At 64.1% G+C, this 16973-nt stretch carries 17 protein-coding genes; 16 read left to right on the forward strand and 1 reads right to left on the reverse strand.

The window, feature by feature from the left end; translation table 11 throughout:
• Both ACK5IR_RS02720 and ACK5IR_RS02725 read left to right on the forward strand, forming a co-directional pair.
• Entirely contained in the window at positions 1-627 is a 627-nt protein-coding gene (locus ACK5IR_RS02720; protein ID WP_416925656.1) for a CoA transferase subunit B, read from the forward strand.
• 27 nt (positions 628-654) lie between these two features.
• Positions 655-945, forward strand: a complete 291-nt coding sequence (locus ACK5IR_RS02725) for a GNAT family N-acetyltransferase (protein ID WP_416925658.1) — start codon at positions 655-657, stop codon at positions 943-945.
• Between the two features lie 42 nt (positions 946-987).
• Here ACK5IR_RS02725 and ACK5IR_RS02730 read toward each other — a convergent pair whose 3' ends face one another.
• Positions 988-1905: a lytic transglycosylase domain-containing protein gene (locus tag ACK5IR_RS02730; RefSeq protein WP_416925660.1), complete on the reverse strand. Its 918-nt coding sequence runs from the start codon at positions 1903-1905 to the stop codon at positions 988-990.
• Positions 1906-2209: 304 nt separating this feature from the next.
• Here ACK5IR_RS02730 and ACK5IR_RS02735 point away from each other — a divergent pair, with 304 nt between their 5' ends.
• From ACK5IR_RS02735 to pdeM, 14 genes are all read left to right on the forward strand, one after another.
• On the forward strand, positions 2210-2461 hold the full coding sequence (locus ACK5IR_RS02735; protein ID WP_416925662.1) for a Flp family type IVb pilin: 252 nt from the start codon (positions 2210-2212) through the stop codon (positions 2459-2461).
• 216 nt (positions 2462-2677) lie between these two features.
• Complete coding sequence (gene cpaB / locus ACK5IR_RS02740; RefSeq protein ID WP_416925664.1) at positions 2678-3511, forward strand: Flp pilus assembly protein CpaB; 834 nt, start codon at positions 2678-2680, stop codon at positions 3509-3511.
• Between the two features lie 186 nt (positions 3512-3697).
• Complete coding sequence (locus tag ACK5IR_RS02745) at positions 3698-5101, forward strand: type II and III secretion system protein family protein (protein WP_416925666.1); 1404 nt, start codon at positions 3698-3700, stop codon at positions 5099-5101.
• Between the two features lie 5 nt (positions 5102-5106).
• Positions 5107-5421 (forward strand): hypothetical protein, encoded by a 315-nt coding sequence (locus ACK5IR_RS02750; protein WP_416925668.1) that lies wholly within the window; start codon positions 5107-5109, stop codon positions 5419-5421.
• Between the two features lie 236 nt (positions 5422-5657).
• Positions 5658-6908: an AAA family ATPase gene (locus tag ACK5IR_RS02755; protein ID WP_416925670.1), complete on the forward strand. Its 1251-nt coding sequence runs from the start codon at positions 5658-5660 to the stop codon at positions 6906-6908.
• A gap of 34 nt (positions 6909-6942) precedes the next feature.
• On the forward strand, positions 6943-8376 hold the full coding sequence (locus ACK5IR_RS02760) for a CpaF family protein (RefSeq protein WP_416925672.1): 1434 nt from the start codon (positions 6943-6945) through the stop codon (positions 8374-8376).
• Positions 8377-8387: 11 nt separating this feature from the next.
• Positions 8388-9356 carry a type II secretion system F family protein gene (locus tag ACK5IR_RS02765; RefSeq protein ID WP_416925674.1) on the forward strand — a complete coding sequence of 323 codons (969 nt, stop codon included), beginning with the start codon at positions 8388-8390 and terminating at the stop codon, positions 9354-9356.
• An 8-nt stretch (positions 9357-9364) separates the two neighbouring features.
• Positions 9365-10363 (forward strand): type II secretion system F family protein, encoded by a 999-nt coding sequence (locus ACK5IR_RS02770; protein ID WP_416925676.1) that lies wholly within the window; start codon positions 9365-9367, stop codon positions 10361-10363.
• A complete protein-coding gene (locus tag ACK5IR_RS02775; protein WP_416925678.1) occupies positions 10347-10958 on the forward strand; it encodes a tetratricopeptide repeat protein in 612 nt (203 codons plus the stop codon). The genes ACK5IR_RS02770 and ACK5IR_RS02775 overlap by 17 nt, the downstream gene beginning before the upstream one ends.
• 25 nt (positions 10959-10983) lie before the next feature.
• Positions 10984-11835 (forward strand): tetratricopeptide repeat protein, encoded by an 852-nt coding sequence (locus ACK5IR_RS02780; RefSeq protein WP_416925680.1) that lies wholly within the window; start codon positions 10984-10986, stop codon positions 11833-11835.
• Positions 11836-11934: 99 nt separating this feature from the next.
• On the forward strand, positions 11935-12432 hold the full coding sequence (locus tag ACK5IR_RS02785) for a prepilin peptidase (protein ID WP_416925682.1): 498 nt from the start codon (positions 11935-11937) through the stop codon (positions 12430-12432).
• 30 nt (positions 12433-12462) lie between these two features.
• Positions 12463-13773, forward strand: coding sequence for an ATPase (locus tag ACK5IR_RS02790; RefSeq protein WP_416925684.1), 1311 nt, complete (start codon positions 12463-12465; stop codon positions 13771-13773).
• Between the two features lie 52 nt (positions 13774-13825).
• Positions 13826-16249, forward strand: a complete 2424-nt coding sequence (locus tag ACK5IR_RS02795; protein WP_416925686.1) for a ligase-associated DNA damage response DEXH box helicase — start codon at positions 13826-13828, stop codon at positions 16247-16249.
• A gap of 40 nt (positions 16250-16289) precedes the next feature.
• Positions 16290-16970 (forward strand): ligase-associated DNA damage response endonuclease PdeM, encoded by a 681-nt coding sequence (gene pdeM / locus ACK5IR_RS02800; protein ID WP_416925688.1) that lies wholly within the window; start codon positions 16290-16292, stop codon positions 16968-16970.
• Positions 16971-16973: the final 3 nt, after the last annotated feature.

Below are 16973 nucleotides of genomic sequence, written 5' to 3' on the forward strand. Positions count from 1 at the left end.
ATGCCCTGGGATCGTAACGAGATGGCCGCGCGGGCAGCGCGGGAACTGGAAGACGGGATGTATGTAAACCTCGGCATCGGCATCCCGACGCTGGTGGCCAACTACATTCCCGAGGATGTCGAGGTGACGCTGCAATCGGAGAACGGCATGCTGGGCATGGGCCCCTTCCCCTACGAGGGCGAGGAGGATGCCGACCTGATCAACGCCGGCAAGCAGACGATCACCGAACTGCCGCAGACGGCCTATTTCGATTCTGCCACCAGCTTCGGCATGATCCGCGGCGGCAAGATCGCCATGGCGATCCTCGGCGCGATGGAGGTGTCCGAGCACGGCGATCTGGCAAACTGGATGATACCCGGCAAGCTGGTCAAGGGCATGGGCGGCGCGATGGATCTGGTGGCCGGTGTCGGCAGGGTTGTGGTGGTGATGGACCACACCAACAAGAAGGGCGAATCGAAGGTACTGAAAAAATGCACCCTGCCGCTCACCGGGCAGGGGGTGGTCGACCGGATCATCACCAACCTGGGCGTGCTGGATGTGACCCACAAGGGCCTGCATGTTCAGGAACTCGCCCCCGGCGTCACGCGCGAGGAAATTGTCGCCGCCACCGAAGCGGCGATCGTATAGGACCAGTATCAACAAGACGGGTGCCGGATGACCACTTTCCAGATTCTTCGCGAACAGGGCGAAACACGGGGCCGTTACGTTCTTACACGGGACGGGCTCGAGGCCGAACTGACCTATACGATCGTCAACCCAGGCCTCATCATCGCCGATCATACCGGCGTTCCCGAAGCGCTGCGCGGCCATGGCGAGGGGCTGGCGCTGGTCACCCGGCTGGTCGAGGACGCCCGCACCGACGGCGTGAAGATCGTGCCGCTCTGCCCCTTCGTCAATGCGCAGCGGATGCGGCACCCGGATTGGGCCGACGCGTTCGTCTCCTGAACGGGAGCGGTCCGGCGGCGGGCGCGCCGGCCGCCGCCCGCCCTATCGGGTGACCCGCGCCGCGCTCTGCACCCCGCGCCGGAACACGCAGCCGTCCGAAACCAGTTGCGGCGGCGTCAGGCACAGCCCTTTGGCCACGCTCCACGCGGCCACGACCTTGGGCACATAATCGCGGGTTTCGGCATAGGGCGGTACGCCGCCATGGGTTTTCACCGCGTTTTCCCCGGCGTTATAGGCGGCCAGTGCCAGCACCGGGTCACGACCGAAATGATCGAGCAGCCAGTCGAGATAGGCGACACCTCCGCGAATATTCTCGGCCGGGTCGGTCCGGTCGGACACGCCGAAACGTCTGGCGGTGGCCGGCATCAGTTGCATCAGGCCGGCCGCCCCCGCCGGGCTGACCGCCGCCCGGTTACCCGAGCTTTCGATGCCGATGACGGCAAGTACCAGCGCAGGCGAAACCCCGGTGCCGACCGTTGCCTTCAGAATCTCGGCCCCGTATTCGTCTGCCACCGCCTGCATCGCGGCAAGGCGCGGCGAGCCGACGCTTGCGCCACCCGGCCCCCGGGACAGGGCGGCAACGGCTGCCTCCATTCGCCCCGATCCGCTCTGCGCAATATCCGGCGACAGCACCTCCCAATACCAGGCATAGGCGGATTTCACGCTGCCCCCGACCGTATCGGGGCCGTTGCCCGCACGCGTAGCCTCCGCACCGGGCCGCGCCGAAAAGGGCACTTCGGGCTTTTCCGGAACCGCCGGATTCACCGCCAGAAGCCGTGCCTGTTCCGCCGGGTCGATCTGTACCAGAATGCGCCGCACACCCGTCGCCGGTGCGGCCACCTTTACACGGCGAAAGGTGAAATCCCGTTCGCCGGCGCCCGTTCCCTCGGCATCGGCAGCAGCCGCCGCCATCCCTACCATCAGGATCACCCACGCGATGTTCCGCATGGTTCCGCCCATCTGTTCCGCCTCAATTCATTGTCGCACCCGAGCAGGCACATTTTTTTCGGCGCATTTTCCTCCCGCACAGACAGACAGGCCACATTGCCGCCTGAAAACACGCCGTTTCCCCGAGACGACATTGAAATCGTTAACTTATCCTGAACACCGCCGGGCGCCCCCGCTGCAAAAAACCCGATCGCAGTCAAAGTCCTGCCGCAAACGGCGGGCTTACTACACCATGTCAGGCCGCTGCGGTACGGGAAATCGACCGCACCGCAGCGGCAAGGGCAGATGAAACACAAGCTCCGCAGGAGGAACCATCATGAAGTTCATCTATCTGATCAAGACCTTCGCCCGCGACGAAGACGGCGCGGTAACGGTCGACTGGGTCGTGCTGACCGCCGCCATCGTCGGTCTCGGCATTGCCGTGCTCGCTTCGGTAACCACCGGCGTCAACGGTCTGGGCGGCAAGATATCGACGACGCTCAACAACGACAGCCTGATCGGGGCCGGTACCGGCGTGTCCTGCACCGGAAGCGGTTGCACGGCGCCCGAGAGTGGTGACGGCGGCTGATCGCACGATCACCGATCTCTCCAAAACGCCGGATCGGGCCGCTCTGAACCAGGGCGGCTCGTTCCGTATGCAGGCATTGCACGGCGAAATCCGAGGCTCCGGCCGGAAAACACCCCGAATTGGCAGCCCCCGTTAACCGCTTCTCAGTACGATTTTGCCCAGAATACCCGTGCACGGCCGCATGACCGGGGTCCGGGCCGCAGGAAAGGAAAGCCCATGCGCATTGTCTTCGCCCTCGTTCTGGTCACCGGGCTGGGGCTCGCCGGATTCGCGGTTTTCATGGCGCAGGGCTATGTCTCGCGGATGAGCGCCGAGCGTGATGCGCTGCTCGCCGCCAAGCAGTCCGCGCCGCCGATGACCCGCGTTCTCGCCCTGGCCGAGGCGAAGGCCTATGGCGAACCGCTGACCCCGCAGGACGTGAAATGGATCGTCTGGCAGCAGGACAGCCTGCCCGAAGGCGCGTTCCAGGAGGAAGGGGCCCTGTTTCCCGAAGGCCAGCCGAACCGCTATGTCATCTCGGCGATGCAGCAGTTCGAACCCGTCCTCGCCGCCAAGATCACAGAGCCGGGCGAGGATGCCGGCCTGACCTCGCGGCTATCCAGGGGGATGCGCGCCTTTGCCATAAAGGTCGATGTCGCCTCGGGTGTATCGGGCTTCCTGCGTCCGGGCGACCGTGTAGATGTATACTGGACCGGCCAGCTTTCCGGCCAGAGCATCACCAAGATGATCGAGACCAGCGTCCGCATCATCGCAGTCGACCAGATTGCCGATACCAACCGGTCGGACCCGGTGATCGCCCGCACCGTCACGGTCGAGGCGTCGCCCGCACAGGTCGCAGCGCTGGCACAGGCGCAGTCCACCGGGCGCCTCTCGCTGTCGCTGGTTGGCACCGACGACGATATCGCCACCGAGATGGCGCAAGTCGATCAGCGCAAGCTGCTTGGCATCGCCGAGACGGCCCCGATCGAGGAGATCGAGCGACAGGTTTGCCGGACCAAGGTGCGCCGCGGTGCCGAGGTAATCCTGCAGGAAATTCCCTGCACGGACTGATCTCTGCCGGCGCATTCGCCCGGCCTGTCGCTGCCTTCCCCGGCGTACGGTCCCCACGGAACGCCTCGCTCGCAGGATTGACCATCGCTAATCAAAATTTAACGCATTGATTCTCTAACTAAAATATCGCGCGAAAAACAAAAACGGGCAAAATGCCCGATCACAGGCAAGAACGAGGCAGTCATCATGTCATTCAGGACCCTGTTGCGCGCGGGCCTTATCGGCCTTGCGATGGCGGGCACGGTATCGAGTCTCGCGGCACATGCCGACACGCTCAGGATTGCGGGCGGCACCGTGCAGCGGCCGCTCAAGATTCCGATGAACCGCGCGGTTGTCGTCGAGACCGATGCCGCATTTGCAGAACTTTCGATCGCCAACCCCGGCATCGCCGACATTTCCACCCTGTCGGAACGGTCGATCTATGTCCTCGGCAAGGCGCCGGGGCGGACGACGCTGACGCTGCTCGCCCCCGACGGCACGCTGATCACCAATGTCGAGGTGCAGGTCACCGCAGATGTCGGCGAACTGAAGGAGCGCCTGCGCGAGATCCTGCCGCGGGAGGGCATCGAGGTACGTCCGGCAAATGACGGGATCGTCCTTTCGGGAACCGTTTCCAGCGCCGAGGCGCTCGACCGCGCGCTCGACCTCGCCGGCCGCTATGCCCCCGACCGCGTTTCGAACCTCATGTCGGTCGGCGGCACGCAGCAGGTGATGATGAAGGTGCGCTTTGCCGAGATGAGCCGTCAGGTCAGCAAGCGGCTCGGCATCAGCATGGGGGTTTCCGGGGCAAGCGGCGACGTTTCGTTCATCGGCCGGACCGCATCGCTGCTGAACAACAGCGATACCGGTGGCGGGTTCGTGGCCGGTGCAAACACCGCCGGGGCGTTAGGCCTCAGCGTGGGGGGAAGCGATGTGCAGTTCGCCATGCTTCTCGAGGCACTGGAAGACAAGGGATTCGTGCGCACCCTCGCCGAGCCGAACCTGACCGCCCTGTCGGGCCAGGCAGCTAGCTTTCTGGCCGGCGGCGAATACCCCGTTCCGGTGGCACAGGACGACGACACGGTCTCGGTCGAATTCAAGCCGTTCGGCATCGTGCTGAACATGACGCCACGAGTGACCGGCGAGAACATCAACCTGTCGCTCAGCGCCGAGGTCAGCCAGATCGACAGTTCCATCGGCTTCACCGACAGCGGCTTCACCGTGGCCGGATTCAGCACGCGCAAGACCTCGACCACCGTCGAGATGCGCGACGGCGAGAGCTTCGCGATTGCCGGCCTGCTTCAGGACGATTTTCAGGACATGAGTTCGCAGGTGCCGTGGCTGGGCGATGTTCCGGTTCTGGGCGCGCTCTTCCGCAGCGCCGATTACCAGCGTGCGCAATCCGAACTGGTGATCATCGTCTCCGCCCATCTCGTTACGCCGACACGCGGCGATACGCTCGCCCTGCCGACAGATCGCGTTCGCCCGCCAAGCGAGAAGCAGCTTTTCCTGCACGGGCTGACAGCGGTAACCAACCGCCCCGTCACCGGTGGCCCGGGCGAGGTCGCGCGGCAGGATTTCGCCGGTTCCTACGGCTATGTGATGGAGTAACCGCGATGCGGACCATTCTTCCCAGCCTCATGCTCTGCATCGCCCTTGGCCCCGGCGCCTGCACATCGTGGAACGACGAGGCCGGCGCCGGTCTCGATCAGGGCGATTTCGGCAGCGCCACGCTCCGCAACCGGACGGAAATGACCTGCCGGCCCGTTGCTCAGAAAAACACCGGAAAATACGGCACCCCGCTGTCTGCAAATTGTCCGGGTCGCAGGCAGGACGGAAAATACGCGCATTTTTCCTATCTTGAGACGGTCCGCTCCGCCACGGAGACGCCGTCATCGTCGCTGCTGCAAAACGAAATAACATCCAACTGAGGCGTGCGGCGCTTCGATACAGGGGTGCGCGAAGGTTCCGCGCGCCTTTTTTCTTTGAACACTCCCCATGTGATTTCCAGACTCCGATCAAATGCAACGCGTTCCCGGAAACGAAAAGTTAAACCTCCGAAGCGCAGAATGCTGCCGCGCACCGCCTGAGAACCGGGGCATGTACCCGGAGGCCGGGCAGGAGCGCCGCAATTTCCATGTCGCAGGCTTCAGGGAGCGAACATCGTATGAGCAGCAGCGCGGCCTTGCAGCCAGAGCCGGCCCCAGTCGCTGCATGCACCGTCAGCCGCGACGTCTCGAATTTCGATCTCCTCATCAGCGACATGGAGACAGCGATGGGCGAAAGCTGGGGCGATCTTTCGTTTTCCGACGCGCTCGCCTATCTCGATCAGCCCGAAGCCGGGGCGCTGGAATTCCTCGCCCTCGCGCTGGACGAAACCGACGAGGATCGAATCGACCTGATCCTCGATCTGGTGGCCGAAGCAAGCGACCGGGGAATCAGGATCATCCTGATCGCCAGTTCGGTAAGCCCGGGCACGCTGCATCGGCTGATGCGTTCGGGGGCAAGCGAGTTCCTGCCCTATCCGCTGCCGGAGGGGGCACTGCGCGAAGCACTCGAGAAAATCCGCCGCCCCTCCCCGCCGGCGATTCCGGCAACCGCGCCGCAGGGCGCCATCCCGACCTACGCCGGCGACCAGCCCGCGGGAACGCTGCTTGCGGTTCACGGGCTCGCCGGCGGCGTCGGGGCAACAACCTTCGCTGTCAACCTGGCGTGGGAACTGGCATCGCCCGATGCGACGCGGGTCGCGCTCCGGGTCTGTCTGCTCGATTTCGACCTTCAGACAGGAAGCGTCGCGACTTATCTCGACCTGACACGCCGCGATATCGTGTCCGAGATCCTTTCGGACCCCGAAACGCTCGACGCCGAAACCCTGACACAGGCTATCCAGATTTTCGGCGAGAGGGTGAGCGTGCTGACGGCGCCGCCCGATATTCTTCCCTTCGATATCGTCGGCCCGGACGGGGTCGGGAAGATCATCGAGATTGCGCGCCGGCAATTCGACGTGGTCCTGATCGACATGCCGACAACGCTGATCGCCTGGACCGAAACCGTCCTACGGGCGTCGGATATCTATTTCGCCCTGCTCGAACTCGACATGCGGTCGGCGCAGAACGCCCTGCGCTTCGTGCGGCTTCTCAAGAGCGAGGATCTGCCCCTCGGCAAGCTCCGCTTCGCAATGAACCGTGCGCCGCGCTTCACCGACCTGCAGGGACGGTCGCGGATCAAGCGGATGGCGGACAGCCTCGATATCGATATCGAACTGCTGCTGCCGGATGGTCAGAAACAGGTCACGCAGGCCGGCGACAATGGCCACCCCCTCGCCCAGAGCGCGGCAAAAAACCCCCTGCGCAGGGAGATCGCCAAACTTGCCGGATCGTTGCGCGACCTGATCGCGAAAGAGACGGCTGCAAATTAGCCGCCGCCGTGGAGCGGAACCGAGGAAACGACCGATGTTTTCACGCTACAAGAAACAAGGCACCGTATCTGCCGCCACGGTTGCTGCACCAGCGCGCGCCCGGACCGGCATTCCGCAGCAGGTCGAGGGCGGAGCCGGCGCCAGAGCCGCCCCGGCCAAAACCGCCGCGCCGCCGGCGGTTGCCGACAAGGAGCGCAAGCGCCGCGAGAAACTGGCCGAAATCAAGGTCGAACTGCACAAGGTTCTGCTCGACAACCTGAATCTCGCCGCGCTCGAGACCGCCTCGGAAAAGGACCTCCGCCAGGAAATCGCCGCAATCACCAGCGAGACGCTCGACCAGCAGTCCATCGTCCTGAACCGGGAGGAACAGGCGACGCTGCATCAGGACCTGTTCGACGAGGTGACCGGGCTAGGGCCGCTCGAACCGCTGCTGAAGGATGATACGGTAAACGACATTCTGGTGAACGGTCCGCAGCAGATCTTTGTCGAACGCGACGGCAGGCTTCAGATCTCGGACATCACCTTCAAGGACGAGCGGCACCTGCTCAGGATCATCGACAAGATCGTCTCTGCGGTTGGCCGGCGTGTCGACGAATCCAACCCCTATGTCGATGCCCGTCTCGCCGATGGCTCGCGTTTCAACGCGATGGTTCCGCCGATTGCCGTCGATGGCAGCCTGGTCTTGATCCGCAAGTTCAAGAAGGACAAGCTCGGCATCGGCGATCTTGTCCGGTTCGGTGCCTTCACCGAAGACATGGCGCTCTATCTCCAGGCAGCTGTGGCCACGCGGCTCAACATCATCGTCTCGGGTGGGACGGGTTCGGGCAAGACGACAACGCTCAACGCCCTGTCGAGCTTCATCGACAATTCCGAACGCATCCTCACCATCGAGGATACCGCCGAGTTGCAGTTGCAACAGACCCATGTCGGGCGGATGGAGAGCCGGCCGGCCAACGTCGAGGGCAAGGGGCAGGTCAGCCAGCGCGATTGCCTGCGCAACGCACTGCGGATGCGCCCCGACCGGATCATCGTCGGCGAAACCCGCGGCGAAGAGGTCATCGACATGCTGCAGGCGATGAACACCGGGCACGATGGCTCGATGACGACGATTCACGCCAACTCCGCCCGCGACGCGGTAAGCCGGCTCGAAAACATGGTTGCGATGGCCGGTATCGAGATGCCGCTGAAAGCAGTACGGGCGCAAATCGCCAGCGCCGTGAACCTGATCGTCCAGGCTTCGCGGCTGCAGGACGGATCGCGGCGGATGACCTCGATCACCGAAATTACCGGCATGGAAGGCGAGGTCATCTCGATGCAGGAAGTATTCCGCTACGAACGGCTCGGGCTTCAGAGCGACGGACGGATTCTCGGCCGCTTCAATGCCAACGGCATTCGCTCCTATTATGCAGAACGCTTCAGACAGTGGGGCTACGACCTGCCGCCGTCGATCTATGAACCCGTCGTCTAGGGCAGCGCATCATGGAGATATCTGCCGCCCCCCTGATCTATGTGATCACCTTCGTTGCCGTGCTCGCACTGGTCGAAGGGCTCTACCTGACCGTTTTCGGCAAGTCGATCAGCCTCAACCGCCGGGTAAACCGCCGCCTCGAACTGCTGGAAAAGGGCGGTGCGCGCGGCGAGGTTCTCGAACAACTCCGCAAGGAAATGTCGCAGCACGTCAATGCCCGCGGCATTCCACTCTATTCGATCCTCGCCGAGAGGGCGCAGAAAGCCAATATCGCCTTCTCGCCGCCGCAACTTCTCATGGTGATGGCACTGCTCTCGGCGCTGGCCTTTGCCGGGCTGTCGTTCGCAACCGACACCGGGCTCGCGGTTCGCATGCTCGTCGCCCTGATCATGGGCGTTGGCGGCGTCTATGTCTGGATCAACAACAAGGCGAAGAAACGCCTGGCCATGATCGAGGAACAACTGCCCGATGCGGTTGAACTGATGGTACGCTCGCTGCGCGTCGGCCACCCGTTTTCATCGGCCGTGAACATCGTGGCCCGCGAGGTCGCCGACCCGCTGGGAAGTGAATTCGGCCTCATCGCCGACGAAAGCGCCTATGGGCGCAACATTTCAGACAGCCTGAAAGATCTGGCCGAACGCATGGACATGCAGGACCTGCGTTTTCTGGCGGTGGCGGTCACAATTCAGCAGCAGTCCGGCGGCAATCTGGCCGAGATCCTCGACGGGCTGGCAAAGGTGATCCGCGCACGGTTCAAGCTGTTTCGCCGTGTCAGGGCCATCACTGCCGAAGCGAAATGGTCCGGTATGTTCCTGTCGGGCTTCCCGATTGTTGCCCTCATGGGCATCAACGTCATCCAGCCGGATTACTACGCCGAGATCAAGGATACCCCGGCCTTCGTCCCGGCATGTCTCGTCGTCGCCGCCTTCCTGATCGTTAACGTGATCTTCATGAAGATCATGGTCAACATCAAGGTCTGAGGCACATGATGGAACCGCTTGTCCGCGCATATTCCTGGCTTGTCGAAAGATTCGGCGAACTCGCTCCTCTCTATCTGGTCGGAGCGCTGGGTGTGTTCATGGTGGCCTGCACACTTCCGGTCTTTCTCAATCGCCCTCCGGACCCGCTGTCGAAACTGAAATCGCAGACGAGGGTTCGGAAAGCTGCTGACAGAGGCGGCGCACAAACCGGAAAGCAGTTGCGTCAGCACGGCGGGCAGGCAGAAAAACTCGACAAGTTCTCGACCTTTCTGGAGCCGCAGGACGAGCGGGAAATGTCGAACGCCCGGCTGACAATGCTGCAGGCCGGCTACCGTTCGAAATCGGCCGTCCGCGCATTTCACTTCGCGCAATTCGCGCTTGGCCTCGGTTTTCTCACCCTGGGGCTGCTCTACGCCCTCGTCAGTTCGGCCACGGGCGAGGTTCCGACCCGGAAGCTGATCCTGATGGTCATCCTTCCGGGTGCAATCGGATATTACCTGCCGAAATACTGGGTCAACCGGCGGCTTCAGACCCGCCGGGGCGAGATTACCAACGGCTTTCCGGATTCGCTCGACATGATGCTCGTCTGCGTCGAAGCCGGACAATCCCTCGAACAATCGATCATTCGCGTCGCACGGGAACTCCGCGCCGGGTTTCCGGCACTGGCCGACGAATTCGAGATCGTCGCGAACGAAATGAAGGCCGGTAAGGACAAGATCCAGGTGCTCAAGGACATGTCCGCCCGAAGCGGCGTGCCCGATGTCGGCTCGTTCGTGACCGTCCTCATCCAATCGACAACCTTCGGCACCTCGATCGCCGATGCGCTTCGCGTCTATGCAAGCGAAATGCGCGACAAGCGGGTCATGCGCGCCGAGGAGGCGGCCAACAAGCTGCCGACGAAGCTCACCCTCGGCACGATGATGTTCACGGTGCCGCCGCTGCTGTTGATCCTGATCGGCCCGTCCCTCTACAGTATCGTAAAGACATTTCATGGCGGCGGGTTCTGAGCCTGGCCATCGGACGGCATCGGGCGCCGCACGGCGCAACCGTCTGCTTGCCCTGTTCCTGAGCCTGGCAACGGCGGCCTGCAGCGAAGACCCGCGTCTGGACCCGCAACACAAGGGCCCCCGGGCGCAACATGCGACGCGCGCGCACAACCATTCGGTCGACGGCCTGACGGTAGGGCACCGCCTGATGGATGCCGGCGAACACGAACTTGCACTCAACGCCTACCTGCGGGCCGGTGCCGAGCAGGGGCTTAATGCCGATGTGCTTTCAGCGCTCGGCTCCGCCAACCTGCAACTCGGACGGCTGGGACAGGCCGAGCGGCTGCTGCGCCGCGCGGTCGAAACCGACGAGACGTATGCCGCCGCCTGGAACAATCTGGGTGTTGTCCTGATGGAACAGCAGCAGGTCGGCGAGGCCGCCCGGGTCTTTCGCATCGCATTCGCGCTCGACCGCGGGCAGAGCAGCGAAATCCGGAACAACCTGACGAATGCGCTTGCCCGGATGAAAAATCCGGCCGGAACCACGGAAAACAAAACAAGATACGAACTGGTGCGAGATGGCAGCGGAACCTACCGGTTGCGCGGCGCACCCTGAGGCAGAGCAGCAGAGGACACGGAAAATGCGCAACATGTTTCTCGTCACCCTGTGCATGGGCGGCATCCTGATGCTCGCCGCATGCAACAGGCCCGGTGCAAGCGACGTCGACCGTGCGATCCACAGCGTGAACGCCATCGACGAGAACTCGCTCTCGGACATCATGATAACGGTCGCCGACCCCGAGGAGGCGGTTGCATATTATAAGCGTTCGGCGGCCGAGAACCCGGGTCGTGTCGACCTGCAACGCAATCTGGCGAAGTCGCTGGTCCGTGCGAAGCACAACACCGAAGCAGTTGCGGCATGGTCCAGGGTCGCCGCAATGCAGGGCGCAACTGCCGACGACAAGGTGGGCTACGCCGACGCCCTGATCCGCGCCGGAAAGTGGGAGCAGGCCGAAAAGACGCTCGACAGCGTTCCGCCGACCTACGAGACGTTCGAACGCTACAAGCTCGAGGCGATGATCGCCGACAGCAAACACGAATGGCGCAAGGCCGACAGCTTCTACGAAACCGCTGCGGGCCTTACGACAAAGCCCTCATCGGTGCTGAACAACTGGGGCTACTCCAAGCTATCGCGCGGCGCGTACAGCGAGGCCGAGCGGCTTTTCGGCGAAGCGCTCCAGTACGACCCGAACCTGTTCACCGCAAAGAACAACCTGGTTCTGGCGCGCGGCGCCCAGCGTAACTACAAGATGCCGATTCTGGAAACCACACAGACCGAAAGGGCGCAACTGCTGCATACACTTGCGCTGACGGCGATCAAGCACGGGGATGTGACGATCGGCCGGTCGCTTCTCGAAGATGCGATCGATACCCATCCCCGGCATTTCGCCGAAGCCGTAACCAGCCTCAACGCGCTTGACACACCCGTCTGAAAGGCCCGGCAGGTGAGGGCAAAGCGGACCTCTTAACCGGAATTCAACCTCTGCGGGGCAGAGTGAAGGCCAAACCTGCCACCGTTTCCGGATCGCATCGTGATTCACCTTTCCGCAAGTGCCGCGCAGTGGTTCCTGCCGCTGGTGATTCCCGTCGCGCTCTGGGTATCATGGAGCGACCTCGCCCTTCTGAAAATTCCCAACCGGTCGGTTCTTGCACTCATCGCCGTATATGCGGTGGTCGGGCTGGCTGCACTGCCAGGCGACCAGTATCTGTGGCAATGGCTGCACCTGCCCGTGGTTCTGACGATCGGCTTTGCAATCAACCTCGGCGGACTGATGGGCGCGGGAGACGCAAAATTCGCCGCTGCCGCGGCTCCCTTCGTCGCGGCGGGCGACTTGCCCACAGCTCTGTATCTGCTGGCCGGTGTCACACTGATCGCCCTGGCCTGCCACCGCGCCGTCCGCTCCATTCCGTTGCTCCGGTCGCCCGTCGGGCACTGGCGAAGCTGGCACGGCGCAGAATTCCCGATGGGCGTTTCTCTGGGGGCAAGCCTGACGCTCTATCTGATCCTCGCCGCATTCGGCGATGGCTAGGTCGGGGCAAATGCGACAGGGACAGGTATCATGAACGCTCTTGTCGGCAATCTGATGGCGCCACCCGCACCGCTGCGGATCGAGGATGTGCGGCTTCCCGTCGTCATGATGCGGGACATCCTGCTCAAGACGATCTTCCGCAAGAATATCGAGACGGTCTCCGATCTTTCGCGCGCAATCTGCCTGCCGGTTCCGGTCGCGCAGGAACTGGTCGATCTCGCGCGCGGGCAGAAGCTGGTCGAAGCGACCGGCACCCTGCACGCCAACTCGGGCGGCGAGATGGGGTATCAACTTACCGGGGCCGGCAAGGCCCGGGCGCTTGATGCTTTGGCGCAATCGGAGTATTTCGGCGCCATGCCGGTGCCGCTTGAAACCTACGCCGAGCAGGTGCGGCGGCAGTCGGTGCGCGATATCCCCATCTCGCGCGACGAGCTTGGCCGCGCCATGGGCCAGCTGGTGCTGCCGCAAACCCTGATGGACCAGCTTGGCCCGGCGGTATCGGCTGGACGGTCGATCCTGATGTACGGCCCGCCGGGCAACGGGAAATCCTCGATCTCTAACGGTATTCGCGACGCGATGGGCGACCGTATCTTCATCCCCCGGGCGATCGAATATGCCGGACAGGTCATCACGGTCTACGATCCGATCATCCATAGTGCCGCCGAGGAAACGCCCGACGACCCGACCGCGCTGCGCCGCTCGGCCAACCGCTTTGACAATCGCTACGTGTGCTGCGACCGCCCGACCGTGGTCACGGGAGGCGAGCTGTCGCTCGAAATGCTCGATCTCGTCTACAATCCGACCGCCCGCACCTATCAGGCGCCGCTGCAACTGAAATCGAACGGGGGCATTTTCATCGTCGACGACCTCGGCCGTCAGAAGGAATCACCGCAGGCGCTGGTCAACCGCTGGATCGTGCCGCTTGAGGAAAACCGCGACATCCTCGCCCTCCAGTCGGGCGAGAAGTTCGAGGTGCCGTTCGACACGCTGGTCATTTTCTCGACCAACTTTCACCCCAACGAGATTTTCGACAAGGCGGCGCTGCGCCGGATTTTCTTCAAGATCCGGATCGACGGGCCAACGCAGGAGGACTTCCTGAAGATCTTTGCGCTGGTGGCGAAAAAGCGGAACATGCCGCTCGACCGGCCGGCGCTGGATTACCTGCTGGAGAAAAAATATCCCGATATCGAAAACGTCTATGCCAATTATCAGCCGATCTTCCTGATCGATCAGATGATCTCGATCTGCCGTTTCGAGGGCATTCCCAACCAGATGCGCCCCGACCTGATCGACCGCGCATGGGAAAACATGTTCGTAAGCGCGGCGCATATCGACCACTGAAAGCGCCCCCTTTCGTCTGTTCATGGCCTGTTCTCGGGCCTAAATTCGGCGCATGACCCTGGCCGACCGCCCCTCCACCGCCCTTCCGCCGGTTTTTGCCGACTGGTTTGCCGCGCGCGGCTGGTCGATTCACCCCCATCAGCAAGCCATGCTCGACCGGAGCGCTGCGCCGGCGTTGCTGCTGATCGCCCCGACCGGCGGCGGCAAAACGCTGGCGGGGTTTCTGCCCAGCCTTGTCGAACTGGCGGGCGGGGCGCACACGGGCCTGCACACGCTCTATATCTCGCCGCTCAAGGCGCTTGCGGCCGATATCGGGCGCAATCTTGCCGCTCCCATAGCCGGGATGGGCTTGTCGGTCCGGGTCGAGGACCGTACCGGCGATACCCCGGCCTCGCGCAGGAAACGCCAGCGCGCCGACCCGCCGCATATCCTGCTGACCACACCCGAATCGCTGGCGTTGCTGACCTCGTACCCCGACGCGCCGCGCATGTTCGCCGGGCTGTCGCGCATCATCGTCGACGAGATTCATGCGCTTGCCGAATCGAAACGCGGCGATCAGCTGATGCTGTCGCTCGCCCGGCTGGCCCGGCTCGCACCCGGTTTGCGCCGGGTCGGATTGTCGGCAACCGTCGACGATCCGGCCGCGATCGGGCGGCTGATGGCCCAGGCTTCCCGGCCGGTCGAAATCCTGCAGGCCGACCCGGGCCCGGCACCGGACATCGGCATGCTTGCGACCGGCCGCCCGCCGCCATGGGCGGGGGGCGGTGCCGTTCACGCCATACCGGCCGTGCTCGAACAGGTGCGCGCCCACCGGACGACGCTGATCTTCCACAACACGCGCGCGCAGGCCGAGATCTTCTTTCACCACCTGTGGCTTGCCAATGACGATGCGCTGCCCATCGGCATCCACCACGGCTCGCTCTCGCGCGAACAGCGCACCCGGGTCGAAGCCGCGATGGTCGCCGGAAAACTGCGCGCCGTTGTCTGCACCGGATCGCTCGATCTGGGCATAGACTGGGGCGATGTCGACCTGGTGATTCAGGTCGGCGCGCCCAAGAACGTCAAGCGGCTGGTGCAGCGTATCGGCCGTGCCAATCATCGCTACAACGCCCCGTCCAGGGCACTGCTGGTTCCGGCAAACCGCTTCGAGGTCGTTGAATGCCAGGCCGCGCTCGAGGCGGTGCGGGCGGGCGAGCTCGACGGGGCACCGCGTGGGCCGGGGCCGCTCGATGTGCTCTGCCAGCACATCCTGATCGCCGCCTGCGCCGGGCCGTTCGACGCCGATGAACTGTTCACCGAGATGTCCGGCGCCGGGCCCTATTCCGGGTTGAGCCGCGCCGATTTCGACGCCTGCCTAGATTTCTGCGCCACCGGCGGCTACGCGCTGCGCGCCTATGACCGCTGGCGGCGGCTTCAGCGGCGCGCCGACGGGCTGTGGCAGTTGCGCGACCCGCGCTCGGCACAGCGGATCCGGATGAATGTCGGGACCATTCAGGACAGCGATACGCTCAAGGTCCGGTATCGCGGCCAGGGCCAGCCGCTGGGCGAGGTCGAAGAAGCATTCGCCGCCTCGCTCACCCCCGGCGATACCTTTCTGATCGGTGGCAGGGTCGTGCGCTACGAGGGCCTGCGCGAGATGACGGTCGAGGTCAGCCGGACCGCAGCCCGCAAGCCCAGGGTCGCCGTGTTCAGCGGCACCAGGTTTGCTAGTTCCACCCGGCTGATGGACCGCATTCTGACCATGCTGGCGGCGCCGGACTGGTCCGCCCTGCCCGCCCATACGCGCGACTGGCTCAGGCTCCAGCGCGAGGTGTCGGCGCTGCCCTCGCGCGAGCGGCTCCTGATCGAGAGCTTCCCGCACGAGGGGCAGGAGCATGCCTGCGTCTACGGTTTCGCCGGACGGAACGCCCAGCAGACGCTTGGCCTGCTGCTGACACGGCGGATGGAGGACGCAGGGCTGCAGCCGCTGGGCTTTGTCGCCACCGATTATGCCACCCTGATCTGGGGGCTCGAGCCGCTGCGCGACGCGGCACCGCTTTTTCGCCGCGAGACGCTGCTCGCCGGGCTGGAGAACTGGCTGGCCGAAAACGCGGTGATGAAACGAACCTTCCGCGCCTCGGCCACCATTGCCGGGCTGATCGAGCGCAATTCTGCCGGAACGCGCAAATCCGGACGGCAGGCGACGTTTTCGTCCGACATACTGTACGACACGCTGCTGAAATACGACCCCGACCACTTGCTGATGCAGATCACGCGCGAGGAGGCGCGGCGCGGTCTGGTCGATTTCGGCCGTATCGAGGAGATGATCGCGCGCGTCGAGGGGCGGATCGACCTGCTGCGGCTCGACCGGGTAACGCCCTTTGCCGCGCCGATTCTGCTCGAGGTCGGCAAGGTTCCGATTGCCGGACAGGCGCGCGAGCGGCTGATCGCCGAGGAGGCCGCACGCCTGATGGCCGAAGCCGGCCTGTCGGAATAGCCCCTTGCATCCGGCTCGGTCCCGGGCAAAGGAACAACCCATGAACACATATCCCTTCCGACTCGCCGGCGCCGATCTTGCCGCGTTGCCGTCGGGCGCCATGTGGTGGCCCGGCGAACGGCTGCTCTGCGTGGCGGATCTGCATCTGGGCAAATCGGAACGGATGGCCCGCCGGGGCGGCGGCCTGCTGCCGCCTTACGACGGCACCGAAACGCTGGGCCGGCTCGACGCGGCCATCGCTGCCACCCGGCCCGAAACCGTAATCTGCCTTGGCGACAGTTTCGACGATCTTGCCGCCTCGGCCTGCCTGCCAGAGGCGCAGGATCTGTGGCTGACCCGGATGATGGCCGGGCTGCGCTGGATCTGGATCGAGGGAAACCACGATCCCGGCCCGCTGGATCATGGCGGCGAACATCGGCGCGAATACCGCCGGCAAGGGCTGGTCTTCCGTCACATCGCCGAGACTGGCCCCCAGTCGGGCGAGGTTTCGGGGCATTTTCACCCCAAGGCGACGCTGCGCGGCCGGGGGGCGGCGATCCGGCGCGCCTGTTTCCTGACCGATGGCCGGCGGCTGATCCTGCCCGCCTTTGGCGCCTATACCGGCGGTATGGACTGCACCGCGCCCGAACTTGCGTCCCTGATGGACGCGCAGGCGCACGCCATCCTGACCGGGCCGACGCCGGTCAGCTTTCCCGTAGCGGCCGGCCGTACCCGCCGCTAGACG

The sequence above is a fragment of the Tropicimonas sp. genome, from assembly GCF_047971885.1.
Lineage (GTDB): Bacteria > Pseudomonadota > Alphaproteobacteria > Rhodobacterales > Rhodobacteraceae > Tropicimonas.

Bases quoted from the DNA above. Each gene is read 5' to 3' on its own strand.
- ACK5IR_RS02720 (WP_416925656.1), top strand. From the start codon at position 1: ATGCCCTGGGATCGTAACGAGATGGCCGCGCGGGCAGCGCGGGAACTG.
- ACK5IR_RS02725 (WP_416925658.1), top strand. From the start codon at position 655: ATGACCACTTTCCAGATTCTTCGCGAACAGGGCGAAACACGGGGCCGT.
- ACK5IR_RS02730 (WP_416925660.1), bottom strand. From the start codon at position 1,905: ATGGGCGGAACCATGCGGAACATCGCGTGGGTGATCCTGATGGTAGGG.
- ACK5IR_RS02735 (WP_416925662.1), top strand. From the start codon at position 2,210: ATGAAGTTCATCTATCTGATCAAGACCTTCGCCCGCGACGAAGACGGC.
- cpaB (WP_416925664.1), top strand. From the start codon at position 2,678: ATGCGCATTGTCTTCGCCCTCGTTCTGGTCACCGGGCTGGGGCTCGCC.
- ACK5IR_RS02745 (WP_416925666.1), top strand. From the start codon at position 3,698: ATGTCATTCAGGACCCTGTTGCGCGCGGGCCTTATCGGCCTTGCGATG.
- ACK5IR_RS02750 (WP_416925668.1), top strand. From the start codon at position 5,107: ATGCGGACCATTCTTCCCAGCCTCATGCTCTGCATCGCCCTTGGCCCC.
- ACK5IR_RS02755 (WP_416925670.1), top strand. From the start codon at position 5,658: ATGAGCAGCAGCGCGGCCTTGCAGCCAGAGCCGGCCCCAGTCGCTGCA.
- ACK5IR_RS02760 (WP_416925672.1), top strand. From the start codon at position 6,943: ATGTTTTCACGCTACAAGAAACAAGGCACCGTATCTGCCGCCACGGTT.
- ACK5IR_RS02765 (WP_416925674.1), top strand. From the start codon at position 8,388: ATGGAGATATCTGCCGCCCCCCTGATCTATGTGATCACCTTCGTTGCC.
- ACK5IR_RS02770 (WP_416925676.1), top strand. From the start codon at position 9,365: ATGGAACCGCTTGTCCGCGCATATTCCTGGCTTGTCGAAAGATTCGGC.
- ACK5IR_RS02775 (WP_416925678.1), top strand. From the start codon at position 10,347: ATGGCGGCGGGTTCTGAGCCTGGCCATCGGACGGCATCGGGCGCCGCA.
- ACK5IR_RS02780 (WP_416925680.1), top strand. From the start codon at position 10,984: ATGCGCAACATGTTTCTCGTCACCCTGTGCATGGGCGGCATCCTGATG.
- ACK5IR_RS02790 (WP_416925684.1), top strand. From the start codon at position 12,463: ATGAACGCTCTTGTCGGCAATCTGATGGCGCCACCCGCACCGCTGCGG.
- ACK5IR_RS02795 (WP_416925686.1), top strand. From the start codon at position 13,826: ATGACCCTGGCCGACCGCCCCTCCACCGCCCTTCCGCCGGTTTTTGCC.
- pdeM (WP_416925688.1), top strand. From the start codon at position 16,290: ATGAACACATATCCCTTCCGACTCGCCGGCGCCGATCTTGCCGCGTTG.